Here is a 13817-nt window from a genome sequence, read left to right as displayed (position 1 = left end):
ACGACCATGAAAATTGACGACTGGCTGATTGTCCAGCGGGACAATGGCCCCCTGTTATGCAGCATCCCTCATGCCGGGACGAGCATCCCGGAGGAGTATGCGCGCGACTTCGATTCGCCGTGGCATGCCACGCGCGATGCAGACTGGTGGATGCCGGAGCTCTACGGCTTTCTGAAGGATATGGGCGCCACCATCGTACGGACAGAAATCAGCCGATCCGTCATCGACGTGAACCGCGACCCGTCCGGCACTTCGCTGTATCCGGGTATGGCCACCACCGGCCTTTGCCCTGACTGCGATTTCGATGGCGCTCCCCTGTACCGCTCGGGATTCGAACCTTCGCAAAGCGATATAGAGCGGCGGCGCCAGGCCTTCCACGAACCTTATCATGCCGCATTGAGCCAGGAGATTTCCCGGTTGCGAAAATTGCATCCCGCCATTCTCGTATACGACTGTCATTCGATACGCTCGACGATTCCGCGCCTCTTCCCCGGCATTCTGCCCAACATGAACATCGGCACGAACGAGGGGAAGAGCTGCGGAGCAGGCCTGGGGGAAATGATCCGGACGATCTGCGAGGCGAGCGAGTTCAGTTGTGTCTTGAACGGCCGGTTCAAAGGCGGCTGGATTACGCGAGCTCACGGTAGACCAGCCGACGGAGTGCATGCCGTGCAAATGGAGCTGGCATGCCGCAGCTATATGGACGAACCACAATCCGGACTAAACGAAGGGAATTGGCCACCAGCATGGAATCCCGAACGCGCCGCAGCGATACAGCGCGTGCTAAGAACGGTCTTGACAGAGGCTATGAGCTGGATCGGCACCCCGAAAGAAACTTGGGCTAATGATGTATGAACAGGGAAGAATACAAACAATTCGACGGCCTGGATCTGGCCGAACTGATCAGCCGGCGTGAAATATCTGCGGTTGACACCATGCAATGCGCGGTTGGACTTGCTCAAGAATCCGATGAAAAATTCAATATCCTATGCCACGAGCGGATAGAAGAGTCGCTGGAGCTATCGAACCGTGGCGCTCCCGCCACACGCTTCTCCGGACTTCCATTCCTGTTGAAGGACTCCGGGCTTCCTGCCCAGCGCTTCCCCTCCAGCATAGGCTCGCGCCTGTTCGCCGATACCCAGTACGCGCAGAACTCCACGCTGGTTGAACGCTTTGAAAAGGCGGGACTCATACCGTTCGCCAGAACACGCGTATCGGAGCTTTGCATGGCACCCACAACGGAAGCGCTGGCGAACGGAGGCCCCACATTGAACCCCTGGGATATCAGCCGATCCGCGGGCGGGTCGAGCGGAGGATCCGCAGTGGCAGTGGCCACTGGCGTCGTGCCCCTGGCGCATGGCAGCGACGGCGGTGGTTCGGTACGCATTCCCGCCGCCTGCTGCGGCGTATTCGGCTTCAAACCCTCGCGGACCTTGCTGCCGCTGGGACCGAACCGCGGGGAGAGCCTGGGTGGAATGGCGTCGGACGGCATGCTGAGCCGTACTGTACGCGATACGGCTGCTCTCCTGGACGCCGTTGGTGGATACGAACCCGGGGGCCCCTATGCCTCGCCACCCAAACAGGCATCATTCCTATCCTGCACGTATCCATCGCTCCAATCACAGCCTTTGCGCATCGGTGTATGGCGCGAAGCATGGGAGGGAATAGCGATAGCGCCCGAATGCATCGCCGCCGTCGACGCAACGGCATCGCTGCTCCGTGAACTGGGCCATACGGTCGTCGACGCGGCGCTTCCCGGCTTCGACTACTCGAAATTCGTGCACGCCCACGCCACGGTGCTGGCGACCAATATCGTCTTGCTGGCAGATGCACGCCTAAGGCAATTGGGCAGGCCGCTCGAAGAAGGCGACTTGGAGCCCGCCATCGCGGACGGCTACGAAGTAGGCAAGACCATCTCCGGTGCGCATTATGTCCAGGCAATCAATGAGTTCCATATGGTGGGCAGAAAAATCGAGTCTGGGATGCATGGCTTCGACGTCATTCTGACACCTACATTGACCAGCTTGCCGGCCAAGCTGGGATCATTGAACCCCGTCGGGGACTTCCATGAATTCCGGCGCAGGGTAGCGGATTACACGACGTTTCTGGCCATACTTAACGCTTCCGGACAACCCGCCGCCAGCTTGCCGCTGATCTGGACCAGAGAAGGCCTTCCTGTGGCCGTCCAGCTCGTTGGTCATTTCGGACAAGACGACGTGGTGCTGCGGCTTTCGGGAGAACTGGAGCGCGCCTCCCCATGGCTGCCCATGCTAAAGAATAAGTGGAAATCACAGGCTGCACACGCCGTAGCGGCGTTACACGATTAATCTTAGCGGTGGGCATTCATAGGGTCAGACCCCGTACGGGGTCTGACCCCTCACGCCGGCACCTCGTCCCGTATCGGATTGCGCAGGACGCCTAGTCGCTCGATCTCGACCTCCACCGTATCGCCATCCTTCATCCACACCTGAGGAGTGCGCGCGGCGCCCACGCCGGCCGGTGTCCCCATGACGATGACGTCGCCCGGCTCAAGAGTCATGCACTCGGAAACCAGCGCAATGGCCTCTGCTACCGGAAACAGCATATCGCTGGTATTGGCGTCTTGCATGACAGCGCCATTCAGGCGAGTCTGTATACGCAATTGCTGCGCGCCCTCGGGAAGTTCGTCGGGTGTAACGAAGACCGGTCCGAAGGCGCCGGTCGCATCGAAGTTCTTGCCCACGGTCCATTGGGGCGTACGCTTCTGGTAATCGCGAATGCTGCCGTCGTTGAAGCAGCTATAGCCGGCAATGACCGAATGCGCATCGGCTTCTTTCACATGGCGGCAACGCTTCCCGATGATCACCGCAAGTTCGGCCTCGTAGTCGAGCTGCCCGGAGCACTGCGGTCGAATCATGGGCATGCCATGCGCAACGAGCGAGGTAGCCGAGCGCATGAAAAAGCTTGGGTAGCCGGGACGAGCGTGGCCGCCTTCGGCGGCATGGTCGGCGTAATTCAATCCTAGGCAAATGATCTTGCCAGGACGGCTCAGAACAGGGCCGTAAGCAATGTCATCGCTTTGCAACGAAGCACCCGCTTTCGTCGAGGCCAGAACCCGCTTCAACTCATTCAGCGCGGTATCGCCCCGTTGCAATAAGTCCATGAGGTCCGCTGCGGGACAAATATCCTGTAGCGGCAACAACCCTCCATCCATGACGGCGGCCAGTGCCGGTTTGCCGTCATGCAAATAAGAAATCAAACGCAAAGCTATCTCCGATATGGCGGCCCACTCGCCGCCCATGCAATCACATGGCTGATGAAAACTTGGATTGCTCCAATATTCGTATCCAGCGTGCCTCGTCCTTTTCAAGAAATTCGGCAAACTTGCCAACGGGTAAAAATGAAACAATACTGCCCTGCTGTTCGATCGCCTCTCTGATTTCCGGCAACGCGAGGACATGCTGGACTTCATCGCTGATGCGCTTGCGGATCGCCTCCGGCGTGCCCGCGGGAGCCAGCAAACCTACCCAGGTCTTGACGTCGAAATCATCTATTCCCTGCTCCTCCATGGTGGGGACATCGGGCAGAAGCGAGATCCGATCGTCCGTCGCGACGCCCGCCACTTGTATGGTTCCTTCTTTGAGATAAGGCGCCAGCGGAATCGGATTGCTGAACATGACATGGACCCGCCCTGCGGCCAGCTCCCGCAGCGCCGGCCCTCCGCCTTGGTACGGCACATGAAGCCAATCGATCTGGGCCCTCTGTTTAAACAGCTCGCCCAGCAAGTGCTGCACCGAACCCAGCCCCGTGGACGCAAAATTGAGCTGCCCGGGCTTTTCCTTGCTGAGCGCGATCAAATCCTTGAGCGTATCCGCCTTCAAGCCGGGGCTCACGGCCAATGCATACGGCGTCTCGGTCAACCGCGCCACGGGCTCGAAGTCTTGTATCCGGAAAGAGAGATTCGGATCCACCAGGGGACTCAAGATGGCATTGGCGCCGCTGAGCACGAAGGTATAGCCGTCCGGTGCGGCCCGGGCGACTGCCGCCGTACCTATGGATCCGGCGGCACCCGGCTTGTTCTGCACGACAACCGATTGGTCCAGTCTTTTGCCGAGCTCGATGCTGACCAGGCGCGCCAGCGTATCAATGCCCCCGCCCGGAGGATAAGCAACCACAATACTGACAGGCCGGCTGGGATAATCAGCGTTTGCATAAGCCGTTGACAGTGCACAGAGCGATAGAAGCCCTGCAATCCAGGTCATTTTCTTCATCATATTTGTCTTCCTTTGTCTTCGCGTGATGAACGGCTTCAGCCCTGGATGCGTATGCCGGATTCTTCCACTAATTTATTCCATACCTCGAAGTCCCTCCCGACGAAGTCCTTGAAGTCCTCGGGCGAAACCGGCTCCGCAGGTTCGATCACCATCGCCTCAAGCTGACGCTGGACCTCAGGCTTCTGCAGTGTTTTCTCCAGGGACTGATTCAAGACGCGCACCGCCTCGGCGGGTGTGCCTGCCGGGGCGAACAACCCCCACCAGGACAGGCTGGTGAGTTCCGGCATGCCCAGTTCAGCGAACGTAGGCGTGTTCGGAAACGCTTTCTGCCGCTGCTCCGAGGTTTGCGCCAAGGCACGGAGCTGGCCGGAATCCACTGCCGACTTGGCGGCGGGCGGCGTGACGAACATCATGTTGATTCGGCCTCCTATGAGATCAGTCATGGCCGGGCCGCTGCCTTTGTAGGGGACATGCAGCATGTCGGTTTTCGTGATCTGGCCGAAAGTAAAGCCGTTAAAGTGCTGGGACAACCCCACGCCGGGCGATCCGTACGAAACGGTGTTGCCATTCCTTCCCAAAGCTGACAAGTCCTTCAGCGTGCGGATGGGCGAGTTTCCCGCCACGACAAGCACATTGGAAGACGTTCCGATTTTCCCTATTGCCGCAAAATCCTTCACCGGATGATAAGGCGCCGGACGACGCACCGCCGGCACAATGGAATGCGTGGAAACATGTCCGAGCAAGATGGTATAGCCGTCGGGGGCGGCCCGCAGCAAGTACTGCGTTCCAATCATGCCCGATGCCCCCGCCCTGTTCTCGACGACGACCGGCTGGCCCCACATCCGAGAAAATTCATCGGCCAGCAATCGGCCGATCGCATCGGTGCCGCTGCCGGCGGGACCCGGCACCACGAACGTGACGGGCGCTTCCGGATACTTCGCTGATGCGACGGCCGACGACGTCATAAGCAGAATGCTGGACCCGGCCGCCAGCAGGGTTTTAAAAGGACTCTTCATGTCTCGACTCTCTCTGTTATGAATATCTTTTACTGCGGGTGGTGTAGTGCGCTAATGCATCATGGTTGATGCGAGGGTGAAAGCCTGCGGGGATTTCCACCGCCCCCCTGGCAAAGCGCAAGGGCTCTTCAAAGAAACGGTCTTGCGCCTTCAGGAAGCCGTTCATTTCCCCCGCGTTGTCGATTTTGGACGCAGCAACGCAGGCTTCCATCCAGCACCCGATTTCCAACGCGACGCCGTCGCCCAATACAGGTGTCATGCCCAGTTTCCGTATCTCGTCCAAGGCGGCGCAAAGCATGTCCACGCTACCTATCTTCTTGAGCTTGAGCTTGATGAACTTGACTCCTTCAATCATGGCTGCGCGGCGCACATCGTCCATGCCGTATATCGATTCATCCAGCATGACAGGCACTTTTGACCGGGCCGCCACAGCGGTATTGGCTGACCAGTCAGCCGATCCGCAAGGCTGCTCGAATAGTTCAATATCCGCCGGATCCAGCCGTTCAGCAAAAGCGATGGCATCGGCTTCGCGGAAGCTCCGGTTGGCGTCCAGCCTGAGGCTGACACGCCCCGCGGACACCCGCTGTATAAGCTCGACGCGATCGAGGTCCTGCTTCCAGTCGAACCCCACCTTCACCTTCAACGTCGCGAACCCCCGCTCGATCAAGCGATCGACTTCATCGTTGATCTCAGCCGCTGAATGACCTTGCAATGGCGCCAATAAAGGAATGCGTAGCGCTTTATCAGTGAACAGGACGGGCGAGTGCTCCAGCATGTCCAGCGCAGCAAGCAAAGCGCTGGCCGCGCCGGGAGACGCAGGCAGCCGCTCTGTGACTCCTGCTCGAAACTCGACGCCCCCCTTGCCGGCAAACGTTTCGGCGATGTCCACGCAGAATTGCCAGGCTCCCTCTACTGTTTCACTCGTGTAACCCGGCGCAATCAAGGCCTCGCCCCATCCGATCTCGCCATCGCCGCTCCGCACACTGACAATGATGGGATCGAACTCCGTGATCGTCCGGGTGGACACCACATAGGGAACCTTCAGCGGCACCCGAACCTGGTACAACGTTATCTCTTCTACTTTCATCTGATGCCTGGGGCCTGTTGATCGTCTGCCAGGCTCACGCCGCCACAACGGGCTCGCCCGAAATCTGGGTTCGGAACATGATGCGGCGCGCCGACGGGTCGAACGAGTCCCTGCGGTGCATCGTGCAACGGTTGTCCCACATGATCATGTCGCCAAGCTGCCATTCCTGGGCCCAGGTGAACTTGGCCTGCGTGGCATGAGACCAGAGCATGTTCAGGAGCCTTTCACTGTCTTCCAGGGTATAGCCGTTGATGTAGGCATTGCGCCGCCGGCCCAGCAACAGGCACTTTCTCCCGCTCACGGGATGCGACCTGATCAGTGGGTGAGACGGGCCGATGGTTTTGCGCGGATCATCAATCTCCTCGAAACCGCGACGCAGTTCGCCCGCGCTGTTGCGGCTGGCATCATGCACGCAAGTCAGCGATGCGATTTCCTTCTTGATGCTTTCATCCAACGTGTCGTAAGCCATGTACATATTCGAAAAATAGGTATTGCCGCCGCTTGATGGAAGCTCGACCGCATACAGGCAGCTGCCCTTGGGAGGCCGTTCCACGTAAGTCATGTCGGCATGCCAGTCGGCCTCGTATGCGCCCAGGCCCCCTATCGGCTTTCCATCGATGACGACATTGGAGATGATGGTCAATTCGGGGCGATCCACCTCCAAGAACTGGCTGCGGCTGCCTGTCGCGATCGGCCTCATGTCCAGCTCGCCGAAATGGCGGGAGAACTCAATCAACGCTTCAGGGCTCAGTTTCCCCATGCCCCTGAAACGCAGCACCAGATGCTTCGTCCATGCCTGGTTGATGCTTTGCAGCGTTTCTGGGCTCAATGGCCGATTGAAATCCAGACCCACCACATCAGCACCGAGCGCCGCGCCGGAAGGATGAATTGCAATATCGATGGTGTCATTGCCTGCGGTCGTCATAGTCATCTCCTTTAAACGGCGCAGCTCGGATACATGCGCCGGAACTTGATTCAAATCAAGAAAAAGGATAGTGCTATATTGACTTGCGGTTTATCGTTTATTCAAAAGTATGCATAGGCAATGCCAATAAATAACCCCAGGCGACGCATTACGATTCGTGAACTTGACGTATTTGCCGCCGTTGCCGACGGCCTCAGTTTCAGCAAGGCATCAGAGCAACTGAATATTTCCCAGCCTTCCCTGAGCGCAACCGTCCGCAATCTTGAAGAAACACTGGGGACGCGTCTGTTCGACCGCCATACGCGCAGCGTCGCCCTTACTCCCGTCGGCCATGAGCTCGCGCTGATTGCAAAGCAGCTTCTGACGGATTTCGATCATGCGTTTGATCGCATGTCCGACATCATCGATGGCAAGGTCGGAACGCTCACCATCGCGGCGTCGCCGTCGGTCATGTCCGGTTTCTTGCCCGGGGCATTGAAAGAGTTCCGCAAAGCACATCCTCGCATCGAGGTACAGTTGCATGAAGAAGTATTTGAACAGTGCATCGGCATGCTGCGGGCCGAGAAGGTGGAAGTCGCACTGACTCCGCGTAAAGCCGATGCCGAAGACCTGCTTCAGTATGCCTTGTTCGAAGACCGGCTCATACTGGTATGCCGCAACGACCATCCACTGGCGCAGTTCGATTCGGTACAGTGGCGGCAGATCATGCGCTACGAGCAAATCGCGCTGAAGGCCGCGAGCAATGTCAGGCAGCTTATCGAGCAAGAGTATCAACGGCATGGCATCCAGGCGAAGATACTGTACGAGGTGGAGCGCGTCAGTTCGATGATCAGCTTCATTTCGCAAGGCCACGGCGTAGGCATCTTGCCGTATTCGCTTTTCCATGCATACGATCGCTCCAAGGTAACTTACCGCGTCATATCCGATGGGGAGTTGTCACGCATGATCTGCGCATCGTGCCTGAAGACGCAGTCCCCCTCGCCGATTGCGGAGGCCTTCATACGCCTGTGCGTACAGCATGGCGAGGGGTCAGACCCCATACGGGGTCTGACCCCGGAGTGACTGTCAAGGACCCCCTCAAGCCTTTCACACCGATGATCCCTGCTCGATTCTGTACTGGATCTCGCTGGTGTCCAGCAGGATGGTCCGGTATTCCACGGGCACGTCCTGATAGGTATAGGCGATGCGCTCGATTTTAAGCAGCGGAGCCTGAGGCCAGACGTCCAGCTCGCGCGCCACGGCGGGCGTGGCGCTGCTTACGCCGACATTGGCTTCCACCCGGATCACGTTGATGTTGTACATCGTGTGGTAGAGCGAATACAGCGACACGTCGTCGGGCTGGATTTCCTTGGCGTCCAGGCCCGGAAACAAGGCGACGGGCACGCAGGGGTTGCTGCGCCCCACCGCCTGGCCATTGATCTTGAAGAGCATCTGTATGCTGAAGATGTCCCTGTTGCTGCCGTATCGGTACAGTTGCAAGGCACCGATCACTTTATCCGGTGCCGTTTCCCGCTCGATGGACAGCAATTGACGTTCGGGAAAATGGCGCTTGCCCGCGGCATCCACCAAATAGAAGAAGCGGTACAGGTTGCGGGATACCGCTTCGGTGGCGACGAAGGTGCCTTTGCCCTGCTTGCGCGCCAGGATGTTCGCATCGACCAGCTCGCCCACCGCGGCGCGTATGGTGGACTTGCTTACTCCATACATTTCCGCCAGGTCGGATTCGACCGGCAGCTTGTCGCCCGCCTGCCATTTTCCTTCGGAAAGGGCCTGAATGATTTTTTCTTTGACTTCTTTGTATAACAGCATATCGGCATATCTTGAAGGCGGCGGAGGTGGGGTCAGACCCCGTACAATAGGAAGCTGGGGTCAGACCCCGTACGGGGTCTGACCCCTAGTTTGGCATAACCTGGGGCCGCCTGTTAGCGCAAAAAGGCCCTGAGCCAAGGAGATCCCGCCTTATTGGGCCGCCAGGTTCTCTTCCTTGATGAACTTCTGCCATTTGTCGGTTTGCGACTGGATGAGCCCGGACAGTTCTTGCGGCGTGCTTCCTTCCGCCTCGATTCCCAATTCCAGCAGCTTCTTCTTGATCTCTGGCGTTTCCATGATCTTGATGACTTCTTTGTTCAGCTTTTCGACTATGGGTTCCGGCGTGCCCGCAGGGGCGAAAAGCGCGATCCAGGAGCCCGACTCATAATCCGGCAGGTCGGCCGCTTGCGCCACCGTCGGGACATTGGGAAGCAGGATGGACCGGTTCTTTCCTGTTACCGCCAGGGCCTTGAGCTTGCCGGCATCGACATGCGCGATGGAGGACGTCTTGATCGATTCCATCATCAGCGACACGCGACCGCCCAATATATCATTTGTCGCCTGCCCTGTGCCCTTGTAGGGAATCTGCAGCATCTGCGCGCCCGACTGCCGCAGCAGCATTTCCATTGCCAAGTGGGATATCGAACCGTTCCCCAGCGACGCGAAGGTGAACTTTTTCGGATCCTTTTTCGCCTCGGCGATCAGCGCCTTCAGCGTATCGGCCTCCACGGAAGGGTGGGCCAGCAGCACATGCGCGGTATGCGCCATCAAGGTGATGGGTGCAAAGCTTTCCGCCGGCAACGGCTTGTCCTGGAAAATGGGCGCAGTGATGAAGGCGCCGCTGGTCCCCACGAGCAGCGTATAGCCGTCCGGCGCGGCTCTGGCCACCGCGGCCAGGCCTATGCCCCCTCCGGCGCCCGGGCGGTTCTCGACGACGATAGGCTGACCGATCGCACGTTCGAGTTCGTGGGCAACGACGCGGGTCATGATGTCCGAGGTATTGCCCGGCGGGAAAGGCACGAGCATGGTGACCGGCTTGTCGGGGTAGGAAGCATCGGCGGCCATGGCGCCGCCTGCGCCGGCAAGACCCATCAATACCATGGAAGCGAATACGGTGAACTTGGATTTGAAACTCACATCGATCTCCTGTTTCGGGCGTCGGGCGCCCCGTCATTATGGTCAGGCCTTGCCGGCCTGCTTGCGCTGTAGCGTGTGATATCCCAGCGCCACGCGGGCCGCCCGCAATGAGTTGCCCGATTCCGTTGCCTTGATGATGTCCAGTTCGGCCTGGCGTGTCTTGACTGCGCGCTCCAGCACTTCCGTCGCTTTGCCAAAGGGAATCACGACGATGCCGTCGCGGTCGCCCACCAGAAGGTCGCCTGGATTGACGCGAACGTTCCCCAGGGAAACCGCGCCCCCGACCTCTTCCACCTGCACGCGATCCTTGCCGGTGCGCATGAACGTGCCCCGGCTGAAGATCGGATAGCCGCAATCCACTGCTTCGTGCGAGTCGCGGCACACACCGTGGATCACGGTTCCTCTGAGGTTCTTGTGCTTCGCGATCTGACTGAGGATGCCTCCCCATACCGTGCAATCGGTCCGCCCTTCATTGTCCAGGACGATGATTTCCGTATCGCTCACATCGTCGATGAAGTCACCCACCGTGCCGACATTCAGAGGGTCGACCGGCGCGAAGCGCACCGTAAAGGCTCGGCCCATGATCTTGTGATCGCCTGTCACGCATCCCAGGCCGTGCGCCGAGCCCGGAAGCCCGAAGAAGTCCAGCGCGTCCGAAATCTCGGCGGTGGATAGTTCCTTGTATTTTGGGTCTTGCCAATCCGTCATGCATGTCTCCACTTGATTACGTTAAAGAAAATTTATAAAGGTGTGCTGCGGGTGGGGTCAGACCCCGTACGGGGTCTGACCCCTAACAGACCCCTAGATACCTTCGATGAGTCCCGGCCCCGGTTTTGCCGCGCCGCGCTCCACCGCCTTCACCAGCTCGTGCAGCTTCGCGTTCAGCGGCGCGGGGATGCCGATCTCGGAGCCCTTTCTGGCGATCAGTCCATTGATGTAATCGGATTCCGTCCTGCGGTCGCGTTCGATGTCCTGCGCCATGGACGGCCGCTGGTCCGCGCGCCGACGCTGCGCGACGCCGACGAGCTTGGATACCGCATGATCCAGCCCTTCCTTGTCGCCTTCGCCGGCCCTTGCGAGAAGCTCCGGATCCATGCCTTGCATGGGCACAAGCGCATAGCCGAGCGCTTGACCCACGCGTATGGCTTCGCTCGCCAGCCGGATGGAAACCCAGCGCGGCGCCTCGTTGAGATCGCGCTCGTTGCCATTCAGCGAGGTCACGGCGGACAGGCCGTTGCGCATGGCATTGATGACCAGCTTGGACCAGCGTTCACCCCATAGATTGGTGGTCACTTCGGAATAGTCCGCATACTGCAGCAGCGCCGCAATGGCTTGGGCGCGCTCGGTCACCCGGCCATGGCATTCGCCGATGCGGAATACCGTGTGGTCCTTGGAACCAAGCGCAATGGTCCGCTTGATGTGGCCCGGCTTGTAGAGCTCCACCGCGATGATGCTGGCAATGCACCCCAGCACCCGCCCCCACCCTACGATGCCGGCCATTTCTTCTTCCATCGTCGAGTTCTGCAAGGACACGACGCAGCCGTTCGGCGCCAGATAGGGCGCAATCAACTCGGTGGCCCAGCGGGTGTCATAGCATTTCGTGGCGACAATGGCCACGTCAATCGGTCTTTCCTTCCCCAGCGACTGCGCTTCGCATACATGCAGCGCGCGCACCGGTACGACATAGCTTTCTTCCGGCGTCACGCCTTCCAGACTCAGGCCGTGCTTTTTCATGGCTTCCACATGCTCGGGCCATTGATCGACCAGGGTGACGTCCACGCCCGCCCTGGCCATATGACCGCCCACATACCCGCCGACGCCGCCGGCTCCCACCACTGCTACTTTCATGATCCTGCTCCTCCGTCGTTTTTCTATTGGGCTGCTCTCAGACGAAAGCCTCGCCGACATAAGGCTCAAAACGCATATAGGCTTCGGCGTAGCGGATAGCCTTGTTGCCCGAAACGCGCTGCGCGAGATAGCCGCGGTACTGCGCCCGGCCGGTGTAGTTCTCGACCAGATAGGCTTGCGAATCGATCAGCTCCATGGCCTTGAGCTTTACATCCATGACGTCGGTGATATCGATGAAGGTGTCCGGCTTGAAGTTGCAGAACTCGGGCTGGTCGGGTTCGAACATGCATACCTTTACGCGCCCCACTTTCTTCGTTTCCGGATTCACGCCCGGAACGGCGGCACAGCGCAGCGCCCAGAAGAATGCACGGGCGGCTTCGGGATGATCGAAGTTCAACGGATCTTCGGTGTGATGCGTCAATGCCACCGTGGGGTTGAAGTCGCGGATTTCATCAACCAGCTTCAGATAATGCGACTTGTCCAGAACCATGGGGTGATCGTCGAAGTCCAGATATCGAATTTCGGCGCCCAGCAAAGCGGCGGCTTCGTCCGCTTCCGCGCGCCGTATCTGCTTCACCTCTTCGACCTTTATGCCCGGCCGCGTCGCCCAGACCTCTGCGGATTCGCCACGCTCGCCGAAGGTGAGGTCGACGATTCTCACTTTCGCCCCGGCGGACGCGTACTTCGCAATGGTGCCCGCGCAGCGCCATACGAAATCCACCGCATGCGCGCTTACCACCAACAAACGCTGATTCGACAAATCACCCATTTTTTTACCGCTCCTTTGATAGCACTTGTGAATGTTTTTGGATCAACGATTCATGCGTTGAAGAATCTTATGATCCGAATGATTACAATGATTAGTATCAATTTATCGGATTGACGGGGCGGTGTCAAGCTGGTCAAGGTTGACGTTGGGGTCAGACCCCGTACGGGGTCCGACCCCTGATATGATGTGAAGCACCTTGGGGCCAGACCCTGCGGTTGTTTGGGGGTCAGACCCCGTACGGGGTCTGACCCCATCCCCATCGAAGAAAACACAACTATGTCTACGGACGGCCTCAAACCTGTAAAGCGCAGAGCTTCTTTGGCGGACGACGTGGCCGACGCGCTGCGGGCACGCCTGCTTCGCGGCGACTTCAAGGCGGGCGAACGCTTGCCCACCGGCTCCGAGCTTTCCGCCGCTTTCAACGTAAGCCTTTCCGTCATCCGCGAAGCGATGTCGCGCCTGAAGCATGACGGCTTGGTGGAAACCATTCAGGGCGCGGGAGTATTTGCCACGGAAGCGGGCAGCTCAAGAACCTTCAGACTGGATGCCGACAGCGGCAACCTCGCGGCACTCAAGCACATTTTCGAATTGCGGCTTGCCTTTGAGGAAGGGGCGGCCTATCTTGCAGCCATGAGGCGCTCGCCCAAAACGCTCCAGGGCCTGCGCAAGGCCTTCGAACGCATGCATGCCGAAGACCCTGGTGCCGGAGCGGCGGCCGACAAGGAATTCCACCGGCTCATCGCCGGCGCCACCGGCAACCCTTTGTTCCTGGAGTTCTTCGATTTCCTGGCAGCCCGCATCGACAGCACCATTTTCATTGCCCGCGCTCACTCCGCCGAGGCCGGCATCAGCGCCGAAGCCCTGCAAGAACATCGGACGCTACTGCGCGCCATCGAAGACCAGGATGGCGAAGCAGCGAAAGCCGCCATGTTCAAACATCTGAGCAACGCAGCGGCGCGCTTGAAATTGTAGG

At 59.2% G+C, this 13817-nt stretch carries 14 protein-coding genes; 4 read left to right on the top strand and 10 right to left on the bottom strand.

Features of this window, described 5'->3' with window-relative positions:
• Nucleotides 1-6 precede the first annotated feature (6 nt).
• A complete protein-coding gene (gene hutG / locus ACSBPU_RS02230; RefSeq protein WP_442595204.1) occupies nucleotides 7-855 on the top strand; it encodes an N-formylglutamate deformylase in 849 nt (282 codons plus the stop codon).
• Entirely contained in the window at nucleotides 852-2327 is a 1476-nt protein-coding gene (locus ACSBPU_RS02225; protein WP_442595202.1) for an amidase, read from the top strand. The genes hutG and ACSBPU_RS02225 overlap by 4 nt, the downstream gene beginning before the upstream one ends.
• A gap of 50 nt (nucleotides 2328-2377) precedes the next feature.
• On the opposite strand, the gene ACSBPU_RS02220 is transcribed toward ACSBPU_RS02225, so the two are convergent.
• From ACSBPU_RS02220 to ACSBPU_RS02200, 5 genes are read right to left on the bottom strand one after another with little or no spacing between them, the layout of a single operon-like run.
• Nucleotides 2378-3244 (bottom strand): fumarylacetoacetate hydrolase family protein, encoded by an 867-nt coding sequence (locus tag ACSBPU_RS02220; RefSeq protein ID WP_442595200.1) that lies wholly within the window; start codon nucleotides 3242-3244, stop codon nucleotides 2378-2380.
• A 40-nt stretch (nucleotides 3245-3284) separates the two neighbouring features.
• Nucleotides 3285-4253 carry a Bug family tripartite tricarboxylate transporter substrate binding protein gene (locus ACSBPU_RS02215; RefSeq protein ID WP_442595198.1) on the bottom strand — a complete coding sequence of 323 codons (969 nt, stop codon included), beginning with the start codon at nucleotides 4251-4253 and terminating at the stop codon, nucleotides 3285-3287.
• 35 nt (nucleotides 4254-4288) lie between these two features.
• Nucleotides 4289-5269 carry a Bug family tripartite tricarboxylate transporter substrate binding protein gene (locus tag ACSBPU_RS02210; protein ID WP_442595196.1) on the bottom strand — a complete coding sequence of 327 codons (981 nt, stop codon included), beginning with the start codon at nucleotides 5267-5269 and terminating at the stop codon, nucleotides 4289-4291.
• A 16-nt stretch (nucleotides 5270-5285) separates the two neighbouring features.
• Nucleotides 5286-6356 carry a mandelate racemase/muconate lactonizing enzyme family protein gene (locus ACSBPU_RS02205; RefSeq protein WP_442595193.1) on the bottom strand — a complete coding sequence of 357 codons (1071 nt, stop codon included), beginning with the start codon at nucleotides 6354-6356 and terminating at the stop codon, nucleotides 5286-5288.
• A 34-nt stretch (nucleotides 6357-6390) separates the two neighbouring features.
• On the bottom strand, nucleotides 6391-7281 hold the full coding sequence (locus ACSBPU_RS02200; protein ID WP_442595191.1) for a TauD/TfdA dioxygenase family protein: 891 nt from the start codon (nucleotides 7279-7281) through the stop codon (nucleotides 6391-6393).
• A gap of 120 nt (nucleotides 7282-7401) precedes the next feature.
• On the opposite strand from ACSBPU_RS02200, the gene ACSBPU_RS02195 reads away from it, so the two are divergent.
• Nucleotides 7402-8343 carry a LysR family transcriptional regulator gene (locus tag ACSBPU_RS02195; protein ID WP_442595189.1) on the top strand — a complete coding sequence of 314 codons (942 nt, stop codon included), beginning with the start codon at nucleotides 7402-7404 and terminating at the stop codon, nucleotides 8341-8343.
• Between the two features lie 24 nt (nucleotides 8344-8367).
• Here the strand turns inward: ACSBPU_RS02195 and ACSBPU_RS02190 are convergent, their stop codons facing one another.
• The 5 genes from ACSBPU_RS02190 to ACSBPU_RS02170 all read right to left on the bottom strand — a co-directional run bounded on the left by ACSBPU_RS02190 (nucleotide 8368) and on the right by ACSBPU_RS02170 (nucleotide 12844).
• On the bottom strand, nucleotides 8368-9090 hold the full coding sequence (locus ACSBPU_RS02190) for a GntR family transcriptional regulator (RefSeq protein WP_442595187.1): 723 nt from the start codon (nucleotides 9088-9090) through the stop codon (nucleotides 8368-8370).
• A 150-nt stretch (nucleotides 9091-9240) separates the two neighbouring features.
• On the bottom strand, nucleotides 9241-10227 hold the full coding sequence (locus tag ACSBPU_RS02185; RefSeq protein WP_442595185.1) for a Bug family tripartite tricarboxylate transporter substrate binding protein: 987 nt from the start codon (nucleotides 10225-10227) through the stop codon (nucleotides 9241-9243).
• Between the two features lie 42 nt (nucleotides 10228-10269).
• Nucleotides 10270-10935, bottom strand: coding sequence for an RraA family protein (locus tag ACSBPU_RS02180; RefSeq protein ID WP_442595183.1), 666 nt, complete (start codon nucleotides 10933-10935; stop codon nucleotides 10270-10272).
• 93 nt (nucleotides 10936-11028) lie between these two features.
• Nucleotides 11029-12075 (bottom strand): ketopantoate reductase family protein, encoded by a 1047-nt coding sequence (locus tag ACSBPU_RS02175; RefSeq protein WP_442595180.1) that lies wholly within the window; start codon nucleotides 12073-12075, stop codon nucleotides 11029-11031.
• Nucleotides 12076-12112: 37 nt separating this feature from the next.
• Nucleotides 12113-12844, bottom strand: coding sequence for a PIG-L deacetylase family protein (locus ACSBPU_RS02170; protein ID WP_442595178.1), 732 nt, complete (start codon nucleotides 12842-12844; stop codon nucleotides 12113-12115).
• Between the two features lie 276 nt (nucleotides 12845-13120).
• Between ACSBPU_RS02170 and ACSBPU_RS02165 the strand changes: the two genes are divergently transcribed.
• Nucleotides 13121-13816: a FadR/GntR family transcriptional regulator gene (locus tag ACSBPU_RS02165; RefSeq protein ID WP_442595176.1), complete on the top strand. Its 696-nt coding sequence runs from the start codon at nucleotides 13121-13123 to the stop codon at nucleotides 13814-13816.
• Nucleotide 13817: the final 1 nt, after the last annotated feature.

The organism is Parapusillimonas sp. JC17 (assembly GCF_052180245.1).
Taxonomy (GTDB): domain Bacteria; phylum Pseudomonadota; class Gammaproteobacteria; order Burkholderiales; family Burkholderiaceae_B; genus Parapusillimonas.
This window is presented reverse-complemented; position numbering and strand designations above follow the sequence as displayed.